This window comes from Kribbella sp. WER1 (assembly GCF_054189145.1).
Genome location: NZ_CM135186.1, coordinates 6,864,516 through 6,885,580, shown reverse-complemented (window position 1 = coordinate 6,885,580; position 21,065 = coordinate 6,864,516). Strand labels below are relative to the sequence as shown.

The 21,065-nt window shown below is 70.0% G+C and carries 23 protein-coding genes; 10 read left to right on the top strand and 13 right to left on the bottom strand.

What is annotated here, in order from left to right:
* Positions 1-20: 20 nt before the first annotated feature.
* Entirely contained in the window at positions 21-1,037 is a 1,017-nt protein-coding gene (locus ACXJJ3_RS33810) for an FAD-dependent oxidoreductase (RefSeq protein ID WP_458165942.1), read from the bottom strand.
* Complete coding sequence (locus tag ACXJJ3_RS33805) at positions 1,034-1,714, bottom strand: TetR/AcrR family transcriptional regulator (RefSeq protein WP_458165941.1); 681 nt, start codon at positions 1,712-1,714, stop codon at positions 1,034-1,036. The genes ACXJJ3_RS33810 and ACXJJ3_RS33805 overlap by 4 nt, the downstream gene beginning before the upstream one ends.
* A gap of 86 nt (positions 1,715-1,800) precedes the next feature.
* On the opposite strand from ACXJJ3_RS33805, the gene ACXJJ3_RS33800 reads away from it, so the two are divergent.
* Both ACXJJ3_RS33800 and ACXJJ3_RS33795 read left to right on the top strand, forming a co-directional pair.
* Positions 1,801-2,646: a phosphotransferase gene (locus tag ACXJJ3_RS33800; protein WP_458165940.1), complete on the top strand. Its 846-nt coding sequence runs from the start codon at positions 1,801-1,803 to the stop codon at positions 2,644-2,646.
* 117 nt (positions 2,647-2,763) lie between these two features.
* Complete coding sequence (locus ACXJJ3_RS33795) at positions 2,764-3,135, top strand: hypothetical protein (protein WP_458165939.1); 372 nt, start codon at positions 2,764-2,766, stop codon at positions 3,133-3,135.
* A 49-nt stretch (positions 3,136-3,184) separates the two neighbouring features.
* On the opposite strand, the gene ACXJJ3_RS33790 is transcribed toward ACXJJ3_RS33795, so the two are convergent.
* From ACXJJ3_RS33790 to ACXJJ3_RS33780, 3 genes are read right to left on the bottom strand one after another with little or no spacing between them, the layout of a single operon-like run.
* A complete protein-coding gene (locus tag ACXJJ3_RS33790) occupies positions 3,185-4,090 on the bottom strand; it encodes a carbohydrate ABC transporter permease (RefSeq protein WP_458165938.1) in 906 nt (301 codons plus the stop codon).
* Complete coding sequence (locus ACXJJ3_RS33785; RefSeq protein WP_458165937.1) at positions 4,087-4,965, bottom strand: carbohydrate ABC transporter permease; 879 nt, start codon at positions 4,963-4,965, stop codon at positions 4,087-4,089. The genes ACXJJ3_RS33790 and ACXJJ3_RS33785 overlap by 4 nt, the downstream gene beginning before the upstream one ends.
* Positions 4,965-6,266: an ABC transporter substrate-binding protein gene (locus tag ACXJJ3_RS33780; RefSeq protein WP_458165936.1), complete on the bottom strand. Its 1,302-nt coding sequence runs from the start codon at positions 6,264-6,266 to the stop codon at positions 4,965-4,967. The genes ACXJJ3_RS33785 and ACXJJ3_RS33780 overlap by 1 nt, the downstream gene beginning before the upstream one ends.
* Positions 6,267-6,350: 84 nt before the next feature.
* Between ACXJJ3_RS33780 and ACXJJ3_RS33775 the strand changes: the two genes are divergently transcribed.
* Positions 6,351-7,367: a LacI family DNA-binding transcriptional regulator gene (locus tag ACXJJ3_RS33775; RefSeq protein WP_458165935.1), complete on the top strand. Its 1,017-nt coding sequence runs from the start codon at positions 6,351-6,353 to the stop codon at positions 7,365-7,367.
* Positions 7,368-7,407: 40 nt separating this feature from the next.
* On the top strand, positions 7,408-8,568 hold the full coding sequence (locus ACXJJ3_RS33770; protein WP_458165934.1) for a glycoside hydrolase 5 family protein: 1,161 nt from the start codon (positions 7,408-7,410) through the stop codon (positions 8,566-8,568).
* Here ACXJJ3_RS33770 and ACXJJ3_RS33765 read toward each other — a convergent pair.
* Positions 8,558-9,712 carry a serine hydrolase domain-containing protein gene (locus ACXJJ3_RS33765; RefSeq protein WP_458165933.1) on the bottom strand — a complete coding sequence of 385 codons (1,155 nt, stop codon included), beginning with the start codon at positions 9,710-9,712 and terminating at the stop codon, positions 8,558-8,560. The genes ACXJJ3_RS33770 and ACXJJ3_RS33765 overlap by 11 nt on opposite strands.
* Before the next feature lie 57 nt (positions 9,713-9,769).
* The gene (locus tag ACXJJ3_RS33760; protein WP_458165932.1) at positions 9,770-10,483 is read right to left on the bottom strand and encodes a TetR/AcrR family transcriptional regulator; all 714 of its coding nucleotides are present in this window, start codon (positions 10,481-10,483) and stop codon (positions 9,770-9,772) included.
* A gap of 141 nt (positions 10,484-10,624) precedes the next feature.
* Between ACXJJ3_RS33760 and ACXJJ3_RS33755 the strand changes: the two genes are divergently transcribed.
* The 3 genes from ACXJJ3_RS33755 to ACXJJ3_RS33745 are packed head-to-tail and all read left to right on the top strand — an operon-like array spanning position 10,625 to position 14,299.
* Positions 10,625-11,050, top strand: a complete 426-nt coding sequence (locus ACXJJ3_RS33755) for a DUF1707 SHOCT-like domain-containing protein (protein WP_458165931.1) — start codon at positions 10,625-10,627, stop codon at positions 11,048-11,050.
* Complete coding sequence (locus ACXJJ3_RS33750) at positions 11,047-11,796, top strand: ABC transporter ATP-binding protein (RefSeq protein WP_458165930.1); 750 nt, start codon at positions 11,047-11,049, stop codon at positions 11,794-11,796. The genes ACXJJ3_RS33755 and ACXJJ3_RS33750 overlap by 4 nt, the downstream gene beginning before the upstream one ends.
* 34 nt (positions 11,797-11,830) lie before the next feature.
* Entirely contained in the window at positions 11,831-14,299 is a 2,469-nt protein-coding gene (locus tag ACXJJ3_RS33745) for an FtsX-like permease family protein (RefSeq protein WP_458165929.1), read from the top strand.
* Here ACXJJ3_RS33745 and ACXJJ3_RS33740 read toward each other — a convergent pair.
* Entirely contained in the window at positions 14,285-14,782 is a 498-nt protein-coding gene (locus ACXJJ3_RS33740; protein ID WP_458165928.1) for an SseB family protein, read from the bottom strand. The genes ACXJJ3_RS33745 and ACXJJ3_RS33740 overlap by 15 nt on opposite strands.
* 98 nt (positions 14,783-14,880) lie before the next feature.
* On the opposite strand from ACXJJ3_RS33740, the gene ACXJJ3_RS33735 reads away from it, so the two are divergent.
* A complete protein-coding gene (locus ACXJJ3_RS33735; RefSeq protein WP_458165927.1) occupies positions 14,881-15,369 on the top strand; it encodes a hypothetical protein in 489 nt (162 codons plus the stop codon).
* Positions 15,356-16,027 carry a uridine kinase family protein gene (locus ACXJJ3_RS33730; RefSeq protein WP_458165926.1) on the top strand — a complete coding sequence of 224 codons (672 nt, stop codon included), beginning with the start codon at positions 15,356-15,358 and terminating at the stop codon, positions 16,025-16,027. Before ACXJJ3_RS33735 ends, ACXJJ3_RS33730 begins: the two co-directional genes overlap by 14 nt.
* A gap of 3 nt (positions 16,028-16,030) precedes the next feature.
* Here the strand turns inward: ACXJJ3_RS33730 and ACXJJ3_RS33725 are convergent, their stop codons facing one another.
* From ACXJJ3_RS33725 to ACXJJ3_RS33715, 3 genes are read right to left on the bottom strand one after another with little or no spacing between them, the layout of a single operon-like run.
* Positions 16,031-16,783 (bottom strand): class I SAM-dependent methyltransferase, encoded by a 753-nt coding sequence (locus ACXJJ3_RS33725; protein ID WP_458165924.1) that lies wholly within the window; start codon positions 16,781-16,783, stop codon positions 16,031-16,033.
* Positions 16,780-18,447 (bottom strand): DUF6596 domain-containing protein, encoded by a 1,668-nt coding sequence (locus ACXJJ3_RS33720; RefSeq protein ID WP_458165923.1) that lies wholly within the window; start codon positions 18,445-18,447, stop codon positions 16,780-16,782. Before ACXJJ3_RS33720 ends, ACXJJ3_RS33725 begins: the two co-directional genes overlap by 4 nt.
* On the bottom strand, positions 18,447-18,785 hold the full coding sequence (locus ACXJJ3_RS33715) for a YciI family protein (protein WP_458171973.1): 339 nt from the start codon (positions 18,783-18,785) through the stop codon (positions 18,447-18,449). The genes ACXJJ3_RS33720 and ACXJJ3_RS33715 overlap by 1 nt, the downstream gene beginning before the upstream one ends.
* Before the next feature lie 90 nt (positions 18,786-18,875).
* On the opposite strand from ACXJJ3_RS33715, the gene ACXJJ3_RS33710 reads away from it, so the two are divergent.
* Positions 18,876-19,757 (top strand): aldose 1-epimerase family protein, encoded by an 882-nt coding sequence (locus ACXJJ3_RS33710; protein ID WP_458165922.1) that lies wholly within the window; start codon positions 18,876-18,878, stop codon positions 19,755-19,757.
* Here the strand turns inward: ACXJJ3_RS33710 and ACXJJ3_RS33705 are convergent.
* Entirely contained in the window at positions 19,735-20,199 is a 465-nt protein-coding gene (locus ACXJJ3_RS33705) for a PH domain-containing protein (RefSeq protein ID WP_458165920.1), read from the bottom strand. The genes ACXJJ3_RS33710 and ACXJJ3_RS33705 overlap by 23 nt on opposite strands.
* Position 20,200: 1 nt before the next feature.
* The gene (hisG, locus tag ACXJJ3_RS33700; protein WP_458165919.1) at positions 20,201-21,049 is read right to left on the bottom strand and encodes an ATP phosphoribosyltransferase; all 849 of its coding nucleotides are present in this window, start codon (positions 21,047-21,049) and stop codon (positions 20,201-20,203) included.
* Positions 21,050-21,065 lie beyond the last annotated feature (16 nt).

Sequence of the window (21,065 nt, the reverse complement as noted above, 5' to 3'; positions counted from 1 at the left end):
GGGGGATTAGGAGACACGCCCTAGAGACCGCGGAAGAAATTCACCAGACCGGTCGGGGCATCGGCCGCGAAGCAGATCTCGAGGTTCTGTGCCGATTCGAGCGCGGACTGCTCGGCGCGGGCGAACATCGCGGACTCGTAGGTCGCGAGCGGCTCGCCGGCGATCAGGGCGGCAGCCAGTTCGGCAGCGTCCTGCAGCGCGAGGTTGGCGCCCTCGCCGGCGAACGGCGACATCAGGTGCGCCGCATCGCCGAGCAGCGTGACGCCGGGTGCCGGCTTCCACTGATGCCCGATCGGCAGCGCGTGGATCGGCCGCGGGATCAGCTCGCCGTCGGCGTCGCGGATCAGCCGGAGCAACGCGTCGTCCCACCCGGCGAACATGTCCTCCAGCGCCGCCTCGGTGATCGGCGCGTACTCGGTCGCCCGGTAGGCGGCGTACACATGCAGCCGATCGGGCTCCCGGTGCGCGAGCAGCCCGCGCCCGTCGGACAGCGCGAACATCGCCCCGCCCCCGACCAGTTCCGCGCTCTCGGGATGCCGTACGTCGGGATCGATCAGGTCCAGCTCCGCGAACGAGATCCCGGCGTACCGCGGGACCGCGTCCGACACCAGCGACCGCACCTTCGACCACGCGCCATCCGCCCCGACGACCACGTCCGCGTCCGGCAGTTGCCCGTCGATCTTCGAGTTCCAGCGGATCATCCCGGCGGGCAGGCTGTTGATCAGCAGGTCCCGCAGCGCCTTCCGGTGGACTTCGGGCCGGCCGTTGCCGCCGTCGTCCGCATGCCGCAGTACGGCGTGCTTGTCGTACACCTTCATGGCCTCGCCGCCGGGCAGCACGAGCGGAAGGAAGTCGTCGTACAGCCCGGCCGCGCGCAGCGCCACCTGGCCCGAGTCCTCGTGGATGTCGAGCATGCCGCCCTGCGTCCGTGCCGCCGGCGACGCGTCCGCCTCGTAGACAACGGCCTCGACACCGTTGACGTGCAGAATCCGGGCCAGCATCAGTCCGCCGAGCCCGGCACCGATGATCGCGATCATGCCGACTCACCTCCCGTCCGTGGAGTGCCGAGCACCCCGTTGATCAGTACGTCGATCCCCCACGCCAGCCGCTGCTCGCCCGGCCCGCTGAACAGGTCCTCGCCGAGCGCGGCGATCCGCGGATACGTCTCCGCCCGCACCGCGAGCAGCGCCGCCCGCGCCGCACCCCACGCCTCCGGATCGTCACCACCCGCATGCTCCGCAGCCGTGGCGGTGGCCAACTGCAGCAGCAGATCCACGCCCCACGCAGCCTGCGCCGGCGGCACACCGCCCTCGTCCAGCAACGCCAGTAGACCCTCGACCAGCCGCAAGTAGTTCTCCCCCGCCGGCCGCGCCGCCACGGCCGACTGCGCAAGGCTCGGGTACTCGAACAGCACCCGGGTATACGACGAGAGCACCGCCGCAATCCGCTCTCGCCAACCACCCGCGGCTGTCACCGCGGACAGATCCACCGCCGCGAGCAGGTCGTCGAGCACCGCGCCGTGCAGGAGCGCCGTATTCCGGAAGTACACGTACAGCGACGCCGGACCGGTATCCAGCTCCTTCGCCAGCCGCCGCATCGTCACGCGGTCCATTCCCTCGGCCCGCATCACCTCGACCGCCGCCGCAACGATCGCCCGCCGCGACAACGCCGCCTTGGCCGGCCGCTCTCGTCTGCTCCTCGGTTCCTCGGTCACCACTTCACGATAACGAACATGTTCGTTACGAACAAGTTCGCGATATCCGGTCGGCCGATCCGCCGCCGGCCGCTACGGTCAGGTACATGAGTGAGCTGCCGCCCCCGGTCCCGAAGCTCGACGCCCGGCAACTGCTGGACGAGGTGAACCACACCACCGGCGCCGGCCTGGAGTTCGTCGGGCAGGCGGCCGGCGGGCAGGTCGGGGCGGCGTTCGTGCGCTGGCCGGACGGGCGGGACGGCGTACTGACGCGGGCGTCCGGTGGCGTCGACGAGTTGCGGCGTACGGCGTCGGCGCTCGACAAGGCGCGGGCCGTGGGGTTGCCGGTGCCGCGGTATCAGCTGCTCGCGGGCGACGGGGTCGTACAGGAGCGGCTGCCGGGGCGGGCGCCGGAGAAGCTCGACCAGACGTTGCTCGAGGCAATGATCGCGCTGGCGGACCGGTTCGCCGGGCTTGCGCCCGACCTGCCGGTGCCGTCGATGTACCTACTGGAGAGCGGCCCAGGCTTCTGCCTGCACGAGTCGCTCGAACGGTACGACCCACGCACCCGCAGGCTGCTCGGCCGGATCCACGAGGTCGGCCGCGCCGAACCGAGCGAGATGACCGGCGACGACCTGGTGCACCTGGACTTCCACAGCGGCAACGTGCTGGTCGACGGCGCCGGCACCATCACCGGCATCGTCGACTGGGACGGCATCGGCCGCGGCGACCGGCACTTCGGCCTGGTCACGCTACGCTTCGACGCCCACGTACGGCTGGCGGACGAGGACCTCACGTGGTTCGACGAATTGCTCGAGCGCGTCCTCGAACCCGAGGTGCTCCGCCTCTACTGGGCGCACATGACTCTCCGCCAGGTCGACTGGTCGATCCGCCACCACACCGCGGCCGACGTCTCGCTCTGGCTCGATTTCACCGTCGGCCGACTGACCTGAACAATGCATTTCGGCTCAGGCCGAAAAGGTCCCGGAACGCCCCACAGGGCCCCGAATCTCTCCTACCTTCGACGTAGGCCTCCACACCGGAGGTCACCACTCGGAGGGGATGACACGATGCGAAAGTTTGCGATGACCGCCGCTGGGATCGCGGCCGCCGCGCTGGGCACGGGCCTGGCAATGGCACCGACCGCGAATGCCGCGACGACCAGCACCGCGGGTACGGCGACGGCCTGTCCGTCGGGGGCCGTCTGCATCCGTGAGCTCAACGGCACCATCTACAGCAAGAACATCTTCTACAGCTACGGCGCGCACAACCTGTCGAACGTGATCGGCAACAAGATCCTGGTCAACAACCAGACCGGTGGCGCGGGATACAAGGTCTGCTACGACGCCGGGGGCGGGCGCTGCTCCGCCGTCGTCCGCTGGACCGGAGCGTCCGACCCGTACAACATGACGCCGATCAACTCGATCGTGCTGGTCAAGTAGTTCGCGTCGATCGGCTCCGACCACTGCAGGGGTCGGAGCCGATCCGCGTTCAGCCCTTGACGGCGCCTTCTTCGACGCCCTTGAAGAAGAAGCGTTGCAGGGTGGCGAAGACGATCACGATCGGGATGAACGCGATCATCGTGCCGGCCGCGATCAGCCGCGGGTTGTTGCTGAAGGTGCCGGACAGGTACTGCAGGCCGACGGTCAGCGTGTACTTGTTCGGGTCCGTCAGCACGATCAGCGGCCAGAGGAAGTCGTCCCAGGCGCCGATGAACGCGAAGATCGCGATCACGCTGATGGTCCCGCGCACCGACGGCAGGCCGATGTACACGAACCGCTGCCACGCGTTCGCCCCGTCGACGATCGCGGCCTGATCGACCTCCAGCGGCAACGCGCGGAACGCGTTGTACATCAGCAGCACGTTCAGCGCGCCGATCATGCCGGGCAGCGCGACGCCCACCAGCGTGTTCGCCAGCCCGAACTCCCGGACCGTCACATACTGCGAGATGATCGTGACCTCGCCCGGCAGCACCAGCGTGGCGAGGAACAGCCCGAGCACGATCTTGCGGCCGCGGAACTGCAGCCGGGAGATCGCGAACCCGGCCAGCGACGCGCCGATGATGTTGCCGCCGACAACCAGTACGGCGACCACGAGCGAGTTCCGCGCGTAGTCCAGCACCGGGATGGTGTCGGTGACCTCCTTGTAGTGCGCGAACGTCGGCTGCGCCGGGAGCAGCCGCGGGATCCGGGTGTAGATGTCCTCGCCGGACCCCTTCAGCGACGTCGACAGCTGCCACAGGAACGGCCCGATCGTGATCAGCAGTACGAACACGAGCAGCACGTACCGCGCGACCTTCTCCCGCGGCGACACCGTGTTGAACCCGAACGAACGGCTCCGCTTCCCCGAAGGCGCGGCCGCCGGCGTCGAGACGGGTCGTTCGGTCACGGCCGTCATGCTTCGGCTCCCCGGCGGTTGAGACGCGCCAGTACCAGCATCGGTACGACGGTGACGAAGAACAGCACGATCGACAGCGCCGACGCGTACCCGAGGTTGCCCTCGAAGCCCTGGCTGTACTGCTGGATCAGCATCACGACCGAGTTGTCCCGGCCGCCCGGGCCGCCCTTGCCGCCGCTCAGGATGAACAGCTCCGAGAACACCCGCAGCGCGGACACCGAGATCAGGATCGAGATCAGGATCATCGTTCCCCGAACGCCCGGAATCGTCACGTGCACGAACCGGCGCAGCGGCGAGGCGCCGTCGACCGCGGCCGCCTCGTGCAGCTCACGCCCGACGTTCCCGAGGGCGGCCAGGTAGATGATCATGTAGTACCCGAGCCCCTTCCAGATCGTCAGGCTGATGGCGCTCAGCAACAACAGCCACTGGTCGGACAGGAACGGCAACGGCCCGGAGATGAACCCGAGCTTCTCGGCCAGCCCGTTCACCAGGCCGCGGTCGTCGAGGATCCACTGCCAGATCAGCGCGACCACGACCACGGACGCCACCACCGGCGTGTAGAACGCCGTACGGAAGAACGTGATGCCGGGCAGCTTCTTCTCGACCAGTACGGCGAGCAGCAGCGGCAGGACCGTGAGGAACGGCAGGCAGACCACCATGTAGATCACGCTGTTCAGCAACGCCCAGCGCAGCTGCTCGTCGTGCAGCAGGGTCTCGAAGTTCTTCAGCCCGACGAAGTGGCCGCCGCCGATCGGCTTGGCGTTCGTGAACGACAGGATCACGGTGTTGATCGACGGCCACAGGTTGAACACCAGCAACCACGTGAGTGCCGGAATCACCAGCACCCACGGGGTGAACCACCGGTTGTAACGCATCAGGAGGTGAGCAGCTGGTTGGCCTTCGCCACCGCGGCGTCGAGGGCTGCCTTCGAGGAGATCTTGCCGGATATCGCCAGCGAGATCTGCTGCCCGATGAAGTCGTTGGTGGCGCCACTGATCACCGGCGGCTGCAGGTTCTTCGCCTTGGCCAGCGACTGGAACGCGAGCACCTTGGCGTCACTCTCCGGCGTACCGTCGGACTTCGAGAAGTACGGGTCCTCGGCCGAGGCCTTGGTGGACGGGAAGATGTTCACGATCTTCGCGAACGCGGCCTGGTTCTCGGCGTTCGTGACGAACCGGGCGAGCGCGATCGCGGCGGCCTGGTTCTTGGTCTTCGCCGAGACCGACAGCCCCTGCACGTACAGCGGCGGGGTGTCCAGCGCGGGCGACGGGACGACCTTGCCCTTCAGTGACGGGTTGTCCTTCATGAAGTCCTGGATCGCGTTGCCGCCACCGGTGGTCCAGGCGACCTTGCCCTGGGTGAAGAGCTTGGAGTTGCCCAGGTACTCGTTGGTCAGGATGTCGCGCGGCATGTACCCGGCCTTGTAGGCGTCGCGGTACTTGTCCAGCAGCGCGGCCGCCTCGGGGGTGTTGAAGACGAACTTCTTGCCGTCGTCGGACAGGATCTTGATGCCGGCGTTGGTGAAGTCGCCGATGCCGGGCAGCCGGCTCATCAGGTATTCCTTGCCGCCGGTCTTGTCGTGCATCGTCTTCGCGGCCGCGAGCAGCTCGTCGAAGGTCTTCGGCGGGTTCTTCACGTCCAGCCCGGCCGCGGCGAACTTGGTCGCGTTCCAGTAGTCGATGTCGGTGTTCAGGTACCACGGGTACCCGAAGGTGCCGTCCATGCCCTGGTACTCGTACGCCTGGACGCCGCCCTCGACGTACTCGTCCTTGATCTTCGGGTCCGCGGCGGCGACGTCGAGCAGCATGTTCTGCTTGGCCAGCGAGAGCGCGAAGTCCGGCGGCAGGTTGGTCACGTCGGGGAGCTGGCCGGCCGACGCCTGGCTCAGCACCTTCTTGTCGTAGCCGTCGCCCGGCTGGTCCAGCCAGGTCACGTGGGTCCCGGGGTACTTCGCCTCGAAGGCCTTGATCACGCCCTCGACGTACGACGTGAACTTGGGCTTCAGCGCCCAGGTCTGGAAGCTGACCTCGCCGGTCACCTTGGCGTTCGCGTCCACGGTCGGCTTGGCGCCGCCGCCGCTGCTGCTGCCCGAGTCCTCGGAACCGAGGCCGCAGCCGGCGAGGGTGACGGCGGCGGCGGCAAGAAGTGCCACCAGCGCCGGACGGCGTCTACGCATGGGATCTCCTGGATTTGATAAACCGGTATAGCTCCCGAACTATCCACATCGTAGAATCCGCTGTCAAGGGCAGGAGGTACCACGATGGCGAGACCGACGATCGCGGACATCGCGACCAGGGCCGGGGTGTCGAAGGGCGCGGTGTCGTTCGCGCTGAACGGGCGACCCGGGGTCAGCGACGCGACCCGGGAACGGATCCTGAAGATCGCCGAGCAGATGAGCTGGCGGCCGCACAGCGCCGCCCGGGCGCTCGGCGCGTCCAGGGTGGACTCGGTCGGCATGGTGATCGCGCGGCCGGCCCGGACGCTGGGCGTCGAGCCGTTCTTCGCGCACCTGCTGTCCGGCGTGCAGTCCGGGCTGTCCGCGGAGTCGATCTCGCTGCAGCTGCTGATCGTCGAGGACACCGCGGCCGAGATCGAGGTGTACCGGCGGTGGGCGTCGGAGCACCGGGTGGACGGCGTGATCCTGGTCGACCTGACCGTGAAGGACCCGCGGATCGACGAGCTCAAGGCGCTCGAGCTGCCCGCCGTGGTGATCGGCGGCCGCGGCGGCAAGGGTGCGCTGGCCTCGGTCTGGGCCGACGACCGGGACGCGATGCTGGCGATCGTCGAGTACCTGGCCGCGCTCGGCCACCGCCGGATCGCGCACGTCGCCGGTACGCCGAACTTCCAGCACACGCAGCGCCGGATCCGCGCGGTCCGGGACGCGGCACCGCGGCTCGGGCTGCTCGACGCGCCGTCGCTGACCACCGACTTCAGCGACGCGGAGGGCGCGGCGATCACCCGCAAGCTGCTCTCCCAGCCGAACCGGCCGACCGCGATCGTCTACGACAGCGACGTGATGGCGGTCGCCGGGCTCGGGGTGGCGATGGAGATGGGCGTCTCGGTGCCCGGCGAGCTGTCGATCATCGCGTTCGACGACTCGATCCTGACCCAGCTGATGCACCCGGCGCTGACCGCGCTGTCCCGCGACACCTTCGACTTCGGCCTGCAGGCCGCCGAGGTGCTGCTCGACACGATCGCCGACCCGGCGACCGTGGTCAACCGCCGGACCGCCGATCCGGTGCTCACGGTCCGCGAGTCGACGGCTCCGCCGGGCTGATGTTTGCGCCATCGGCCTAAACCGATTTAGCATCCTCGGCATGGCTCTGCAGACCACCACGCCCCGGTTCGGGGCGAACTACGTTCCGTCGGCGGGGTGGTTCTACAGCTGGCTCGACTACGACGCGGACGCGGTCCGGCGGGACTTCGCCGACCTGGCCGGGATGGGTCTCGACCACGTCCGGGTGTTCCCGGTCTGGCCGTGGATCCAGCCGAACCGGGCGATCATCCGCGAGCGCGCGATCGCCGACCTGCTGGACACGATCGACGCCGCCGCGGAGCACGGGCTGACCGTCGCGGTCGACCTGATCCAGGGCCACCTGTCGAGCTTCGACTTCCTGCCGTCGTGGGTGCTGACCTGGCACAAGAGCAGCCTGTTCGAGGACGCGACGGTCCGCGACGGCCTCACGGCGTACGTCGATGCGGTGGCGCGGGCGGTCGCGAGCCGGCCGAACGTCTTCGCGATCACGCTCGGGAACGAGGTCAACAACCTCTGGCCGGACAGCTCCACCACCCCGGAGACGTCGACCGCGTGGGCGCAGGACCTGCTGATCACGCTGAAGAAGGCGGCGCCGAACATCCTCGGCCTGCACTCGGTCTTCGACGACGCCTGGTACGCGGGCGACCACCCGTTCCACCCGGGCGACGCCGTCGATCTGGGTGACCTGACGACCGTGCACTCGTGGGTGTTCAATGGGGTCTCACGAGTGGACGGTCCGCTCGGGCCGGCCACCCTCACGCACGCCGATTACCTGATCGAGCTCGCCCGGTCGCTCGCGCCGGAGCGGCCCGTCTGGCTGCAGGAGGTCGGCGTACCGGGGCCGGACATCCCGGTCGATCTGCAGGCCGAGTTCACCCGGCGTACGGTCGCGGGCGTGCTGACGAATCCGGCGCTGTACGGCGTGACCTGGTGGTCGTCGCACGACATCGACCGGCGGTTGCTCGACTTCCCGGACCGCGAGTACGACCTCGGGTTGTTCACCGTCGACCACGAACGCAAGCCCGCGGCGCAGGCGTTCGCGGAGGTGATCGCCGACGTCCGGCTGAACGGCGTACCGCGGCAGGAGCCGGTGACCACGCTGACCCTGCCGGCGGACCTCCGGGCCGAGCCGGAGCGGCGCGCGGAAGTTGCCCCCGGCAGCGAGTTCCACCGGCAGTGGGTCGCGGCCCGCGCGGACGGCCCGGTCCGCATCAGCTTGTGAGGACCTGACGCAGTTCCTGGTTGACGTTCGCGCCGGGGGCTGGGTCGTAGTTGCCGAGATGTACGGCGGTGTACCCGCGCTCCGGGTACCACTCGGCGCTCGTGCTGACGCCCGGGGCGCCGCCGGTGTGGCCGGCGATCAGCTCGCCGTTCAGGATCGAGCTGTCCACGCCGTACCCGAAGTGGTTGATGATCGCGGGCAGGCCCGGCTTGGCCGGCAACGTCCCGCCGGGATACTTCGGCGTCACGAAGACGTCGCGGTACGTCGGGCTGAGCAGCTTGCCGTCCTTCAGTGCGTTGATGAACCGCATCAGGTCGAGCGCGTTCGCGAACGCGTTGCCGGCCGGGGTGCCGATCAGGCCGTACGCGTCCGTGGTGAGCGCATCGTACCGTTGGCCGGACCGGTCGGTCGGATACGGATGCGCGTACCTCGGGTCGGTCTTCCAGTGGTTGAGCAGCGGGAAGCCGGACGACGTCATCCCGGCCGGGCGGAGGATGTGCCGGGCGACGTAGTCGTAGTACGACAGGCCCGCGACCTTCGCGACGATGCAGCCGAGGACGTGGAAGCCGGAGTTGCTGTACTTCGCGGCGGTGCCCGGCGTGAACGCGAGCGACTCCGTGCGGATGAAGCGCAGGATGCCGTCCATCGTCTGCTGCGGCGTCGTCCAGGTGGCCGACTCCTTCCAGTACCCGTCGAGCTGCATGTAGTCGCCGAGACCCGAGGTGTGCGTGAGCAGCTGGTGGATCGTGATCTTGTCCCCGTCGGCGAAGCCGCTCAGGTACTTGCTGATCGGATCCTCCAGGGCCAGCGCACCGCGTTGCGCGAGCTGCCCGATGGCGATCCCGGTGAACATCTTCGTCACCGAGGCCAGGCAGAAGATCGTGTCGGCCCGGTTGCGGATCCGCCGCTGCCGGTCGGCGTACCCCATCGAGCGGGAGACGACCGGGCGACCGTTGCGGAGCACAAGGACCGTGCCGGAGAACGCGTCGTCGGCCGCCAGCTTGTCGAGGTACTTGCCGAGCTCCGGTTTGCCGGATTCCTGCGCCGCGCTCGGGAACGCCCAGGTGCCTCCGGCAACGACCGCCGGGGTGACGGCCAGGCCGGACCGGCGGAGAAACGTACGCCTGCTGCTCTGCTGTGCCAACGGAGTGCTCCTCACGTGATCGATGACCACTGAGATCCAACTCCGCGGGCTGTTTCCTCAGCGTTTCGCGATCAGCGCTTCGATCCCGTCCAGGATCCTGGCCAGCCCGAACTCCAGGTCGTCGTCGAGCTCGTCCTCGTACTCCGCGTTCAGGTACAGCGACGCCACCGTCGGGTAGCCGCCCTCGATCAGCCGCGGCACCAGGAACCGGCCGACCTGCTCGGCCTGCACCGGTGTGCCGTCGCGGTTGCCGAGCTGCCGGGCGAGGCCGGCGTAGTTGCGCGCCCAGCCGTCCAGCAGCATCAGGCAGCCGAGATTGTCGTGCTGACTCAGCCCGGTCACGTCGAGCGCGGCGAGCATCACCTCGACCCAGCGCAGCACGTTCGGCGTGAAGGGCGCGCCGCGGATCGGTACGTCGAGCAGCCACGGGCGTTCGGCGTACTGCTTGACCTGGGCGTCGACCCAGGCGATCGCGGCCGGCCGCCAGCCCTCCGGGAGCTCCGGCGGCGGGCCGATCGCCTTGTCGTGGACGAGCACGATCAGCTCTTCCTTGGACCGGAGGTAGCGGTACATCGCGTTCGTGGTGACCCCGAGCCGGCCCGCGATCCGCTGCAGCGAGATCGCCTCGAAGCCGTCCCGGTCACCGAACTCGATGCCGGTGGCCACGATCCGCTCGATCGTCAGGGCAGGCTTCGGCCCGCGGCGCTGCACCGGCTGCACACCCCAGGACAGGGCGAGCCCCGGCGGCAGTTCCCCGCGGTCCTCGGTCATACCTCCCATCCTGTCGTACGCCGGGCGCCTCCGCACAGGGGTGCTAGCACCACCCCGAAACGGGTCCTGAGCACCGCGCGGGAGAAACTGTTCAACCCCTACGCTTTTTCACATCGGAACCCGCTGAGAGGAATCACTCCCATGAACAACGTGCTCGAAGCCCTGCTGACCCCGGAGCAGGTCGCGCTCACCGACGCCGACCGGAGCGCCGCCGTCGCCCGGCTGGACAGCGCCGTACGGCAGGCTGTTCTCACCCCCTCGCAGGCGAGCGACCGGCAGGCCCGGGTGCTTACCGCCCGGACTCGCGGTGAGCTCCGGAACATCCTGGCCGGCGTCGCGAACGCCGCCCCGCCGCGCGGGCTGACTAAGGCGCTGCAGGCGGTCACCGGAGTGTGGCTGGTCGCGTGCGCCGTCCAGTTCGCGGTGTGGCTGGCGCTGGCGGTGTTCGGCCACTTCGACGGGCCGTGGTGGCTGTGGTCGGATCTCGGTCTCGGCGCGATCGTGGCGATGCTGTGGTGGACCAACGAGTCGTACCACCGCAAGAGCGATGTGCTGGTGGCGGCATGAGCGCCCCGGTCCAGCTGACCGACGTTCGTAAGGTGTACGGCACCGGGCCAGGCGCGGTCGACGCGCTGGCCGGTGTGACGTACGGGTTCGAGGCCGGGACGTTCACCGCGGTGATGGGGCCGTCCGGGTCGGGCAAGAGCACGCTGCTGCACTGCGCGGCCGGGCTCGATACGCCGACGGCCGGGTCCGTGCAACTCGCCGGGCAGTCGCTCGACGGGCTGGACGAGACCGCGTTGACCGAGCTGCGGCGCGAGCATGTCGCGTTCGTCTTCCAGTCGTTCAACCTGATGCCGGCACTGACCGTGCGGCAGAACGTCGTACTCCCGATGACGCTCGCCGGGAAGCGGCCGGACGACGCGTGGGTCACCGAGGTGATCCAGCGCGTCGGGCTCGGCGAGCGCGTCCGGCACCGGCCGAGCGAGCTGTCCGGCGGTCAGCAGCAACGGGTCGCGATCGCCCGGGCACTGGCCGGGCACGCCGCGATCACGTTCGCGGACGAGCCGACCGGGGCGCTCGACACGAGTACCGCGCTCGAGGTGCTGACGCTGCTCCGCGACCAGTCCCGCGGCCTCGGTCAGACGATCGTGATGGTCACCCACGACCCGGTCGCCGCGTCGTACGCCGACCGTGTCGTGTTCCTGGTCGACGGCCGGATCGTGTCCGAGTCGACCGCCCCGACCCCGGAAACGGTCGCCTCCGAACTGGCCCACCTCAGCACCACCCGCCGCGCCCACAGCTCCAACTGACGTTCCCCTACTTACTCCAAGGGAGATCCGACTCATGTTCCGCCTCGCCGTCACCACCCTGCGGTACCGGACCGCCGCGTTCCTCGCGATCTTCGTCGCGGTCCTGCTCGGCGGAGCACTGCTCAGCGCCGCCGGCGGCCTGCTCGAAACCGGCCTCCGCCTGAACGCCCCACCCCAACGCCTCGCCGCCGCCCCCGTCGTCGTCACCGGCGACCCCGCCTACCACCCCCCGAACGGCAGCGGCTCCGCCCCCTTCCCGGAACGCCACCGCGTAGACGCCTCCCTCGTCACCAAACTCCTCCACACCCCAGGCGTGGCAAAAGCAGTACCCGACCGCTCCTTCCCCGCCGTACTCACCAACTCCTCCAGCGAGGGTGTGCTGGCTGGGCATGGATGGGGGTCGGCTGAACTCACGCCGTACCGGCTGAGCAGCGGGCGTGCCCCTCGGAGTGGGGAGGTTGTGCTGGACGAGCGGTTGGCTGGGGCAACCAAGCCGGGTGAGCGCGTGACGATCACGGTCACCGGCGAGCAGAAGACTTACACGCTGGCGGGTACTGCGGCCGCGCACCAGCAGGTCGACCTTCCGGCGGTCTTCTTCGCCGACGCCGACGTGCCGGCGGGAGTGGACGCGATCGGCGTGTTTCCGGCCGGCGGGACCTCCGCCCGCGAGCTCGCGAAGCGGCTCGAGCTTCCGGCAGGAGTGAAGGCGTACACCGGCGACGAGCGCGGCGTCGCGGAGTTCTCGGGGATCGCGACCAGCCTGCCGCTGATCATCATGTCCGGCGTGTTCGGCGGGATGGTGGCCGTGGTGATGGCGCTGGTCGTCTCCGCCACGATCGGGCTCTCGGTCCGGCAGCGGCGGCGTGAGCTCGCCCTGCTCCGGGCCAGCGGTGCGACCCCGCGGCAGGTCGGCAAGATGGTGATCGCCGAGACCATGGTGGTCGGCGTGCTCGGTCTCGTCCTCGGCCTGCTCTGCGGCCGGATCGCCGGCACCTGGATCTTCGGGATGCTCGCCGACGGCGGCGTCGTACCGCCGCAGCTGCGCTTCGACCAGGGTCCGCTCCCGTTCGCCGGTGCCGCCGTCCTGACCTTCGCCGTACTCCGGATCACGGTCGGAATCGCTGCCGCCCGCGCGGCCCGGATCCGCCCGATCCAGGCACTCGCCGAGGCCGCCGTACCGAACGTCGCGCTCGGGCGGGTCCGGCTGATCGTCGGCCTGGTGTTCGCGGGCGGCACGGTGGCGATCGCGCTGTCCACGCCGTTCATGGGTCCGGCCAACGCCGCGGCGATCGGCGGCCCGGCGGGGCTGACCGGCTCGATCGCGGTCGCGGTCCTCGCCCCACTGGTGATCCAGCGCGCCCTCGTCCCGCGGATCACCCGCCTGGTCGAGAAGCGCGGCACCAGCGGCACCCTCGCGGTGATCAACCTGCGGGTCCGCGCGGTCCAGTTCGGCGCGATCCTGGTACCGATCACGATCGCCACGGCGATTGCCATCGGCAACATCTACTCGCAGACCACCCAGCAGCAGGCGGCCGTCGACGCGTCCACGAAGATCCTGGACGGCGACGTCGTGATCAGCTCGACCACCGGCGGTATCCCCGCCTCGCTCACCGAGGCGGCCCGCACGATGCCGGGCGTCACCACGGTCTCGGAGCTGGTCCGCAGCAAGGGCTGGATCGAGGAGCCGTACGACACCTCGCACACCAGCGACGCCTGGCCGCTGCTCGGCCTGAGCGGACCGGTCTACAAGGACAAGGTGACGAAGGGTTCGCTCGACGATCTGACCGGCGACACGGTCGCGATCCCGCCCGGTACCGCGAAGAAGCTGAAGGTCGACGTCGGCTCGGAGATCGGCGTACGACTCGGCGACGACGCCCTGGTCAAGCTCAAGGTGGTCGCGCTCGCCGAAGGCCCGGCCGGCTACGAATCCCTCCTGCTGCCCGCGCGACTGCTCGCCGCCCACACCACCACCGGCCTGCCGAGCGACCTGATCCTGAAGACCAACGACAAGAAGGCCACGCTCGGCGCCGACCTGGCGAGGTGGCCCGGTACGTCGATCGGCGGCCGGAGCGCGCTCTCCGACGGGCTCGACACCGGGCTCGGCGTGGACGCGTGGATCGGCTACCTGCTGGCCGCGATCGCGGTGGCGTACACGGCGATCGCCTCGATCAACACGATCGCGGTCGCGGTGCTCGACCGGCGGCGCGAGTTCGGGCTGCAGCGGCTGACCGGGTCGACCCGGCGCGAGGTGTCCCGGATGCTCGGCCTGGAGGGACTGCTGGTCGCGGCGCTCGGGCTGGTCGCGGGGCTGGTGACGGCCGCGTTCACGGTGTTCCCGATCGCGATCGCGACCCGCGGCTGGCCGATCCCGTCGGGGCCGGTGTGGATCCTGGTCGCCTGGGTGGCCGTCGTACTGCTGCTGGTGCTGCCGACGACCGCGATCACCGGCCGGATCGCGATGCGCTCCAGGCCGATGGACGCGCTCAGCTCACCGGTTGGGTGAGGGTTCGATCCACGCGTAGCCGCCGTCTTCCAGGCGTACGACCTGGAGGCCGGCGGCCAGTCGCCGTACGTCGTCGGACTCGATCACGCCCGCGGCCGGGCCGGCGACGTCCAGCACGATCGCGGCCGCGCCCTCCTGGATCGCCGCGGTCGCGACCAGCTTGGCGTGCTGCGGCATCGGGCGGGCCGCCGGGTCCCAGCGGGCCAGGCTCTCGCTGCTGGTGAACGCGAGCAGTGCGTTCCGCCCGTCCTGCCCCTGGAGCAGTACGACGGCCATGTCGGACGTCTTGTCGTGCGCCAGCCCGTTCTCGTCGTACTCGACGTCGCCGAGCATCGCCACCACCGGGACCAGCAGCCGGGCCCGGGTGAGCGCGGCCAGCATCGCGCCGTCGTCCCCCGCCGCCAGCGCCGCCGCCAACGCCGGATCGGCGGACCCGTCGTCGTTGTCGAACCCGGTGAAGGCCAGCCGCCGCTCTGGTTGCATGCCGGTATTCTCCCTTCAGGTGCGCAAAGCACTGTTTCAGGGGTACGTCAGGGCTCTTCCCCTCTTGGTTCGCGCGCCATCTGTGCGAGCCTGGACATGTGCCTACTTACGACGCTTCGACGCTACTGCCGCTCTGCGCAGGCTTGACGCTGCTCGGACTGATCGGCTCGTGGTTCGCCTGGCGACGCCGCGGGCTTGCGGCGGGGACGCGCGGGGTGGCCTGGTCGCTGCTGCCGGTGTCCCTGTACATGACCGGGCTGCTGAAGGTGCTCTGGGACGTCGTGCGCTCGGTCGTGAGCTGGGCCGCCCACCTGATCTTCTCGCCGACCGTGTGGGCCGGGGTCGCCCTGTTCGGCGTCTCGGTCGTGCTGTACGTCGTCTCCGGCGTCGCCCGCGGCCGCACACCGAAGGCATCGGAGAAGAAGACACCCGCCTCGCCCGCGGGAGAGCTGACGCGAACCGGCCCCGAGCCGGCGTCAGCCACGACCGCCAAAGCTGCCAAGCCGTCAAAGGGGAAGGCGAAGCAGCAGGAATCGTCGGAGTTCGACGAGATCGAGGACATCCTGAAGCGCCATGGAATCAACTGAAACAGCCGCTGACCACGGCTCCCCCCTGACCATCGACTCGCTGCTGGACAACGTTCAGGCCGGCCCCCCGCGCCTGGGCCGGACCCGGCTGATCGGCATCGACGGACCGGCCGGCTCCGGCAAGACCACCGTCGCGGCCCGACTCGAGGCCCGCGCGAAACTGCGCGACCTGAACACCTCCGTGATCCACATGGACGACCTGTACGACGGCTGGACCGGAGCCGAGCGTGGATTCGCGCTGCTCCGCGACCACGTCCTGCAGCGGCTGGCCGACGGCCGCGAGGGACGCTACCGGCGGTACGACTGGTACAAGGGCGCGTACGACGAGCTGCACGTCGTACCGAACACCGTGGACCTGCTGATCGTCGAAGGCGTCACCGCCTGCGACCGGGACGCCGCGCACTGGCAGTCGCTGCGACTGTGGGTGGAGACGTCGAACCAGGTCCGCCTGGACCGGGGGATCGAACGCGACGGCGAGGCACTCCGCGACCACTGGCTGGAGTGGATGCGCTGGGAGCGCGACCACTTCGCCGAGCAGGCCACCCGGTCCCGGGCGCACGTGATCGTCGACGGCAACGCGTCGATCCCGTTCGACCCGGCGCTGGAGCTGGTCACGACGTCGGTGGCGCTGCCGTTGCACGATTCGGCTGCCTCCTGAGAATCACTGGCTGACCGCGATCAGGCGGGCCTGCGGGTGGTGGGTCCACTCCCCTGTGGGCGCTTCGGCGAGGTAGCGCCGGCGGAGGTCCGCGATAGAGGCGTCGCCGTACGCGAGGGCTCGTGCGCGGAGCGGGCCGTGGAGGTTGGCGGCGTCGAAGTACGCGGCGGCGTCGGGGTGGGTCATCGGGTGGGAGACGAGTTCGTCGCGTTCGACGATCGCGCCTTCGAGGGCGGGGATGAGGGTGTGCTCCCAGGTGTTGTCGGCGCGGCCGATCACCTTGTCGAGGAGTGCGAACGGGCCGGTTTGTTCGGCGACCTCGGGCCAGTACACGACGCAGAGCCGGCCGCCGGGGCGGAGGACGTCGTACCACGAGCGGAGGCCGGCGGCCGGATCCGGAAGCTGCTGCAGCCCGAAGACGGACACCACAGCTGCTGCTGACCATTGGGGATCGAGCTTGGTGGCGTCGGCCTGAACAACTTCTGCTCGTCCTGCCGCGCGTTCGCGGGCCAGGCGGACCATCTCGGCGGACAGGTCGAGGCCGACGAGCTTTCGGTCGGGGAAGCGTGGCGCGAGCAGGCCGAGTTCGGGGAAGGTGCCGCAGCACGGGACGAGGATCGGGCCGTCCGGGAGCGACGTGCCGATCGTGTCCACGGCGTCCCGGACCCACGGCGCGAACCGTGGGACGAAGTACTGCTCGTAGCCCTCGGCGGCCTCGTCCCAGCTGCGGGCCAGGCGCGAGAGCCGGTCGGTCACGCCTGCAGCCCGTCCCACGACCACCGGACGACAGCCTGACCGTCGGCGATCTCCTCGCCGCGATGCTGGTACATCGTGTTGAACGTCGCCCAGGCGAAGTAGTCGTGCAGCACCTGACGGACCCGCGGATCGGTCAGTTCCGCGTCGGTCATCGCCTGGTCGAAGCAGTCGATCGCGAGCCGGTTCATCTCGTCGTGCTCGCCGTTCCCCGAGTGCAACCGCTGCACGAACGCCTCGGTCTCGTACTTCGTCGTGTAGTCGGGCGGCCCGCCCAGCGCCTCGCCCCAGTACGCCGCCAGCCGTTCGGTGTGATCGGGCTTCGCCCCGCCGTGGAACGCGTGGCTGACGACCGGATCGGCCATCACCAGCTCGTGCCACGCGGCCGCCAGCCGCACCAGACCTTCGGACCCACCCGCCGCTTCGTAAACGGTCTCCATATCGGCAGTCTGCCCCAACTCGGCGAGCTGGTCACGGGCCTGCGCACGCTCCGGTTCGGAGCCGGCCAGCGCCAGCGCCTGCTCGTACGCGGTGATTGCCTCGGGCAAACGGCCGAGCCGGCGCAGCAGGTCGGCGCGGGCGACGGCGTACGGATGGTAGTCCTGCAGCCGCGGGTCGGCGGCCAGTTCCTCGAGCAGCGCGAGCCCGGCCGCGGGGCCGTCGCGGAAGGCGAGCGCGGCGGCCCGGTTGAGCGCGACCACCGGCGACGGGTCGAGCTCGAGGAGGACGTCGTACAGCTGGACGATCTGTGGCCAGTCGGTGGCCGCGAAGTCCGGGGCCTCGTCGTGGACGGCGTGGATCGCGGCCTGGACGGCGTACGGTCCGGCGGGGCCGCCGGTGAGCGCGGCGACGACCAGGGCGCGGCCTTCGGCGATCAGGTCCTGGTCCCAGCGGCCGCGGTCCTGGTGTTCGAGCAGGACGATCGCGCCCTGCGGCCCGCTGCGGGCGTCGCGGCGGGCGTGGATCAGCAGCATCAGCGCGAGCAGACCGGTCACCTCACTGGCAGCCGGCAGCAGCCGATGCACAATGCGGGCCAGGCGGATCGCTTCCTCGGCGAGGTCGAGGCGCTGCAGGTACGGCCCGGAGCTGGCGGCGTACCCCTCGGTGAAGACCGAGTAGATCACCTGCAGTACGCCGGGCAGCCGCTCGGGCAGCTCGTCCGGGCCGGGGACGCGGAACGGGATCCGTGCCTCCCGGATCTTCTTCTTCGCGCGGACGATCCGTTTCGCCATCGTCGCGGTCGGCACCAGGAACGCCCGCGCCACCTCCGGCGTGGTCAGCCCGGCCAGGCAGCGCAGCGTCAGCGCGCCGCGGTCCTCGGGGGCGAGCGCCGGGTGCGCGCAGGTGAAGAACAGCTGCAGCCGCTCGTCGGGCAGGTCGTCGCCGGCGGCCTGCGGCGCGGGGCGGTCGGCCTCGACCTGCAGGATCGCCAGCTTGGCGGCGTACACCTGGTCACGCCGCAGCCGGTCGACCGCCTTGCGCCGGGCGGTGGTCATCAGCCAGCCGCCCGGGTTCGGCGGTACGCCGTCCACCGGCCAGCGGGTGAGCGCCACCTCGATCGCCTCGGACGTCACCTCCTCGGCCAGGTCGAGGTCGCCGAACCGCCGGGCGAGCGCGGCCAGCAACCGGCCGCGCTCCTCCCGGAAGACGTGTTCGACCTGGTCCATCATCCGAAGTCGGCGACCGGGCGGACGTCGACCGACCCGCCGCCGCGCGACCCCGGGCACTTCGCGGCCCAGTCCAGCGCGACGTCCAGGTCCGGTACGTCGATCACGTAAAACCCGCCGAGCACCTCCCGGGTCTCCGCGAACGGCCCGTCCACCACGGTCCGCCTGCCGTCGTTCGCGACCTGCACCCGAGTCGCGGTGACCAGATCGGCCAGCGACTCGGACGCGACCACCACGCCCGCGTCCTGGATCTCCTTGTCGAACCGCATCCAGTCCTCCGGCTCGCACCCGACCGGCGCGTTCTGCAGGTCGAGCTCGCCGGCGTTGATCAGCAGCATGTACTTCACGTCGTACCTCCTGTGTCCGTGTCTACAGCATCACCACGAACGGGTTCGCCTCCGATGGACAGGTTGGGTGAGGATTGACGCATGACTGTCTTGCCTTCAGGTGATCAGTGGGGTCTGCGGGGCGGCGGGTACGAGGCGACCGTGGTGAGTGTCGGCGGCGGGTTGCGCGGGCTCAGCCACGACGGCCGCCCGGTGCTGCTCGGGTACGGCGAGGACGAGCTGGCGCATGCCGGAATCGGCCAGCACCTGTTCCCGTGGCCGAACCGGATCACGGACGGGGAGTACACCTTCGACGGCGTCACCCAGCACCTCCCGCTCAGCGAACCCGCCCGCCGGAACGCCATCCACGGCCTCACCCGCTGGGCCGGCTGGGACCGCATCGCCGACGCCTCCGACGAGTCCACCCTCGAACTCGCGCACCGCCTCCACGGCGAACCCGGCTACCCGCACCAACTCGACCTGCGGCTCACCTACGCCCTCACCGACCGCCTGACCGTCACCGCATCCGCCACCAACGTCGGCAAGACCGCGGCGCCGTACGGCTACGGAGCACATCCGTACCTGACCGTAGGACGCCCGATCGACGAATGCGTCCTCCAGTTCGAGGCAGCCGAACGCCTGGAACTGTCGGAGCGGATGACTCCGACCGGCCGCACCCCGGTGAGCGGTACGGAGTACGACTTCCACGAGCCGCGCCCGATCGGCGCCACCGTCATCGACAACGCCTTCACCGGGCTACCCGGCGAATGGTCCGTCACGCTGACCGACCCGGACAGCGGAGCCCGCTCGATCCTTTCGAGTGACACCCCGTGGCTGCAGCTCTTCACCGGCGAACCGGTCGGCCGTACGGCGCTCGCCGTGGAGCCGATGACCTGCCCGCCGGACGCGTTCCGCACCGGCCAGGACCTGACCGTCCTGCAGCCGGGCGAGTCCCACACGACTACTTTTCAGGTGTCGGTCTAGCCCCGGCGCCGTGAGCGCGGGCGACCGCCGCCAGCTCCTTGGCGGCGCGGGTCGCCCGCGCCCCCTCGGCGGCCTGGACCGCGAGGATCCCGATCCGGTTGTCGTCGGCATCGAACAGCTGCAACCACGCGTCCCCCGGCCGGAACCGCAGCGCGGTCACCTGGGACCACTTCAGCGTGTACGACTTGAACACGTTCCGCACCCGCAGCCCGTCCTCGTACGCCGTCACCCGCAGCGTCGCCATCCGGTACAGGATCCACAGCACCGCGCCGAAGAACGCGAGCAGCGTGATCCGCTGGAACCAGTCGAACGTCGCCCGGTCCTCCGGCGACAACCGGAACCAGATCACGCCGAACACCGCGATCAGGCACAGCCCCATCCCGGTCGACATCCCGGACACGATCCAGGGATGGAACGACAGCAACCGGTCCCGGGACGCCATCTCAGATCCGGCAGGCGTGGATGTCGGTGGTCAGGATCGCCCGCGCGCCGACCTCCCAGAGCTGGTCCATCAGCCGCTGCGCCTCGGCCCGCTGCACCATCACCCGGACGGCGACCCAGCCCTGCCGGTGCAGCGGCGAGATCGTCGGCGACTCCAGCCCGGGCGCCACCGACGTGGCCGCGTCCACGTCCTCGGCGCGGATGTCGTAGTCCATCATCACGTAGTTCCGCGCGATCAGGACGCCTTCCAGCCGGCGGACCAGCTGCTGCAGGCCGTTCGGCGGGATCTCCACGCCGTGCCGCTTGATCAGGACGGCCTCGGACTGCAGGATCGGCTCGCCGAACACCTCGAGCCCGGCCTGGCGCAGCGTCGTACCGGTCTCGACGACGTCCGCGATCACGTCCGCGACGCCCAGCTGGACGGCCGACTCGACGGCGCCGTCCAGACGGACCACCGACGCCTCGACACCGTTGTCGGCCAGGTGGTCCTGGAGCACGCCGGCGTACGACGTGGCGATCCGCTTGCCGGCCAGGTCCTTCACCGAGTCCGCGACCCCGGGCCGTCCGGCGAACCGGAACGTCGAGGAGCCGAACCCGAGGCCCATGATCACGTCCGCGTCCGCGTGCGAGTCCAGCACCAGGTCGCGGCCGGAGATCCCGACGTCGAGGGTGCCCTCGCCGACGTACACGGCGATGTCGCGGGGGCGCAGGTAGTAGAACTCGACCTCGTTGGCCGAGTCGGTGAGCGTGAGGTCCTTGGTGCTCCGGCGCTGTTTGTAGCCGGCTTCGGTGAGGATCCCGATGGCGGCTTCGCTCAGCGAGCCCTTGTTCGGTACTGCGACGCGCAGCATGGCACTGCCCTTTCGG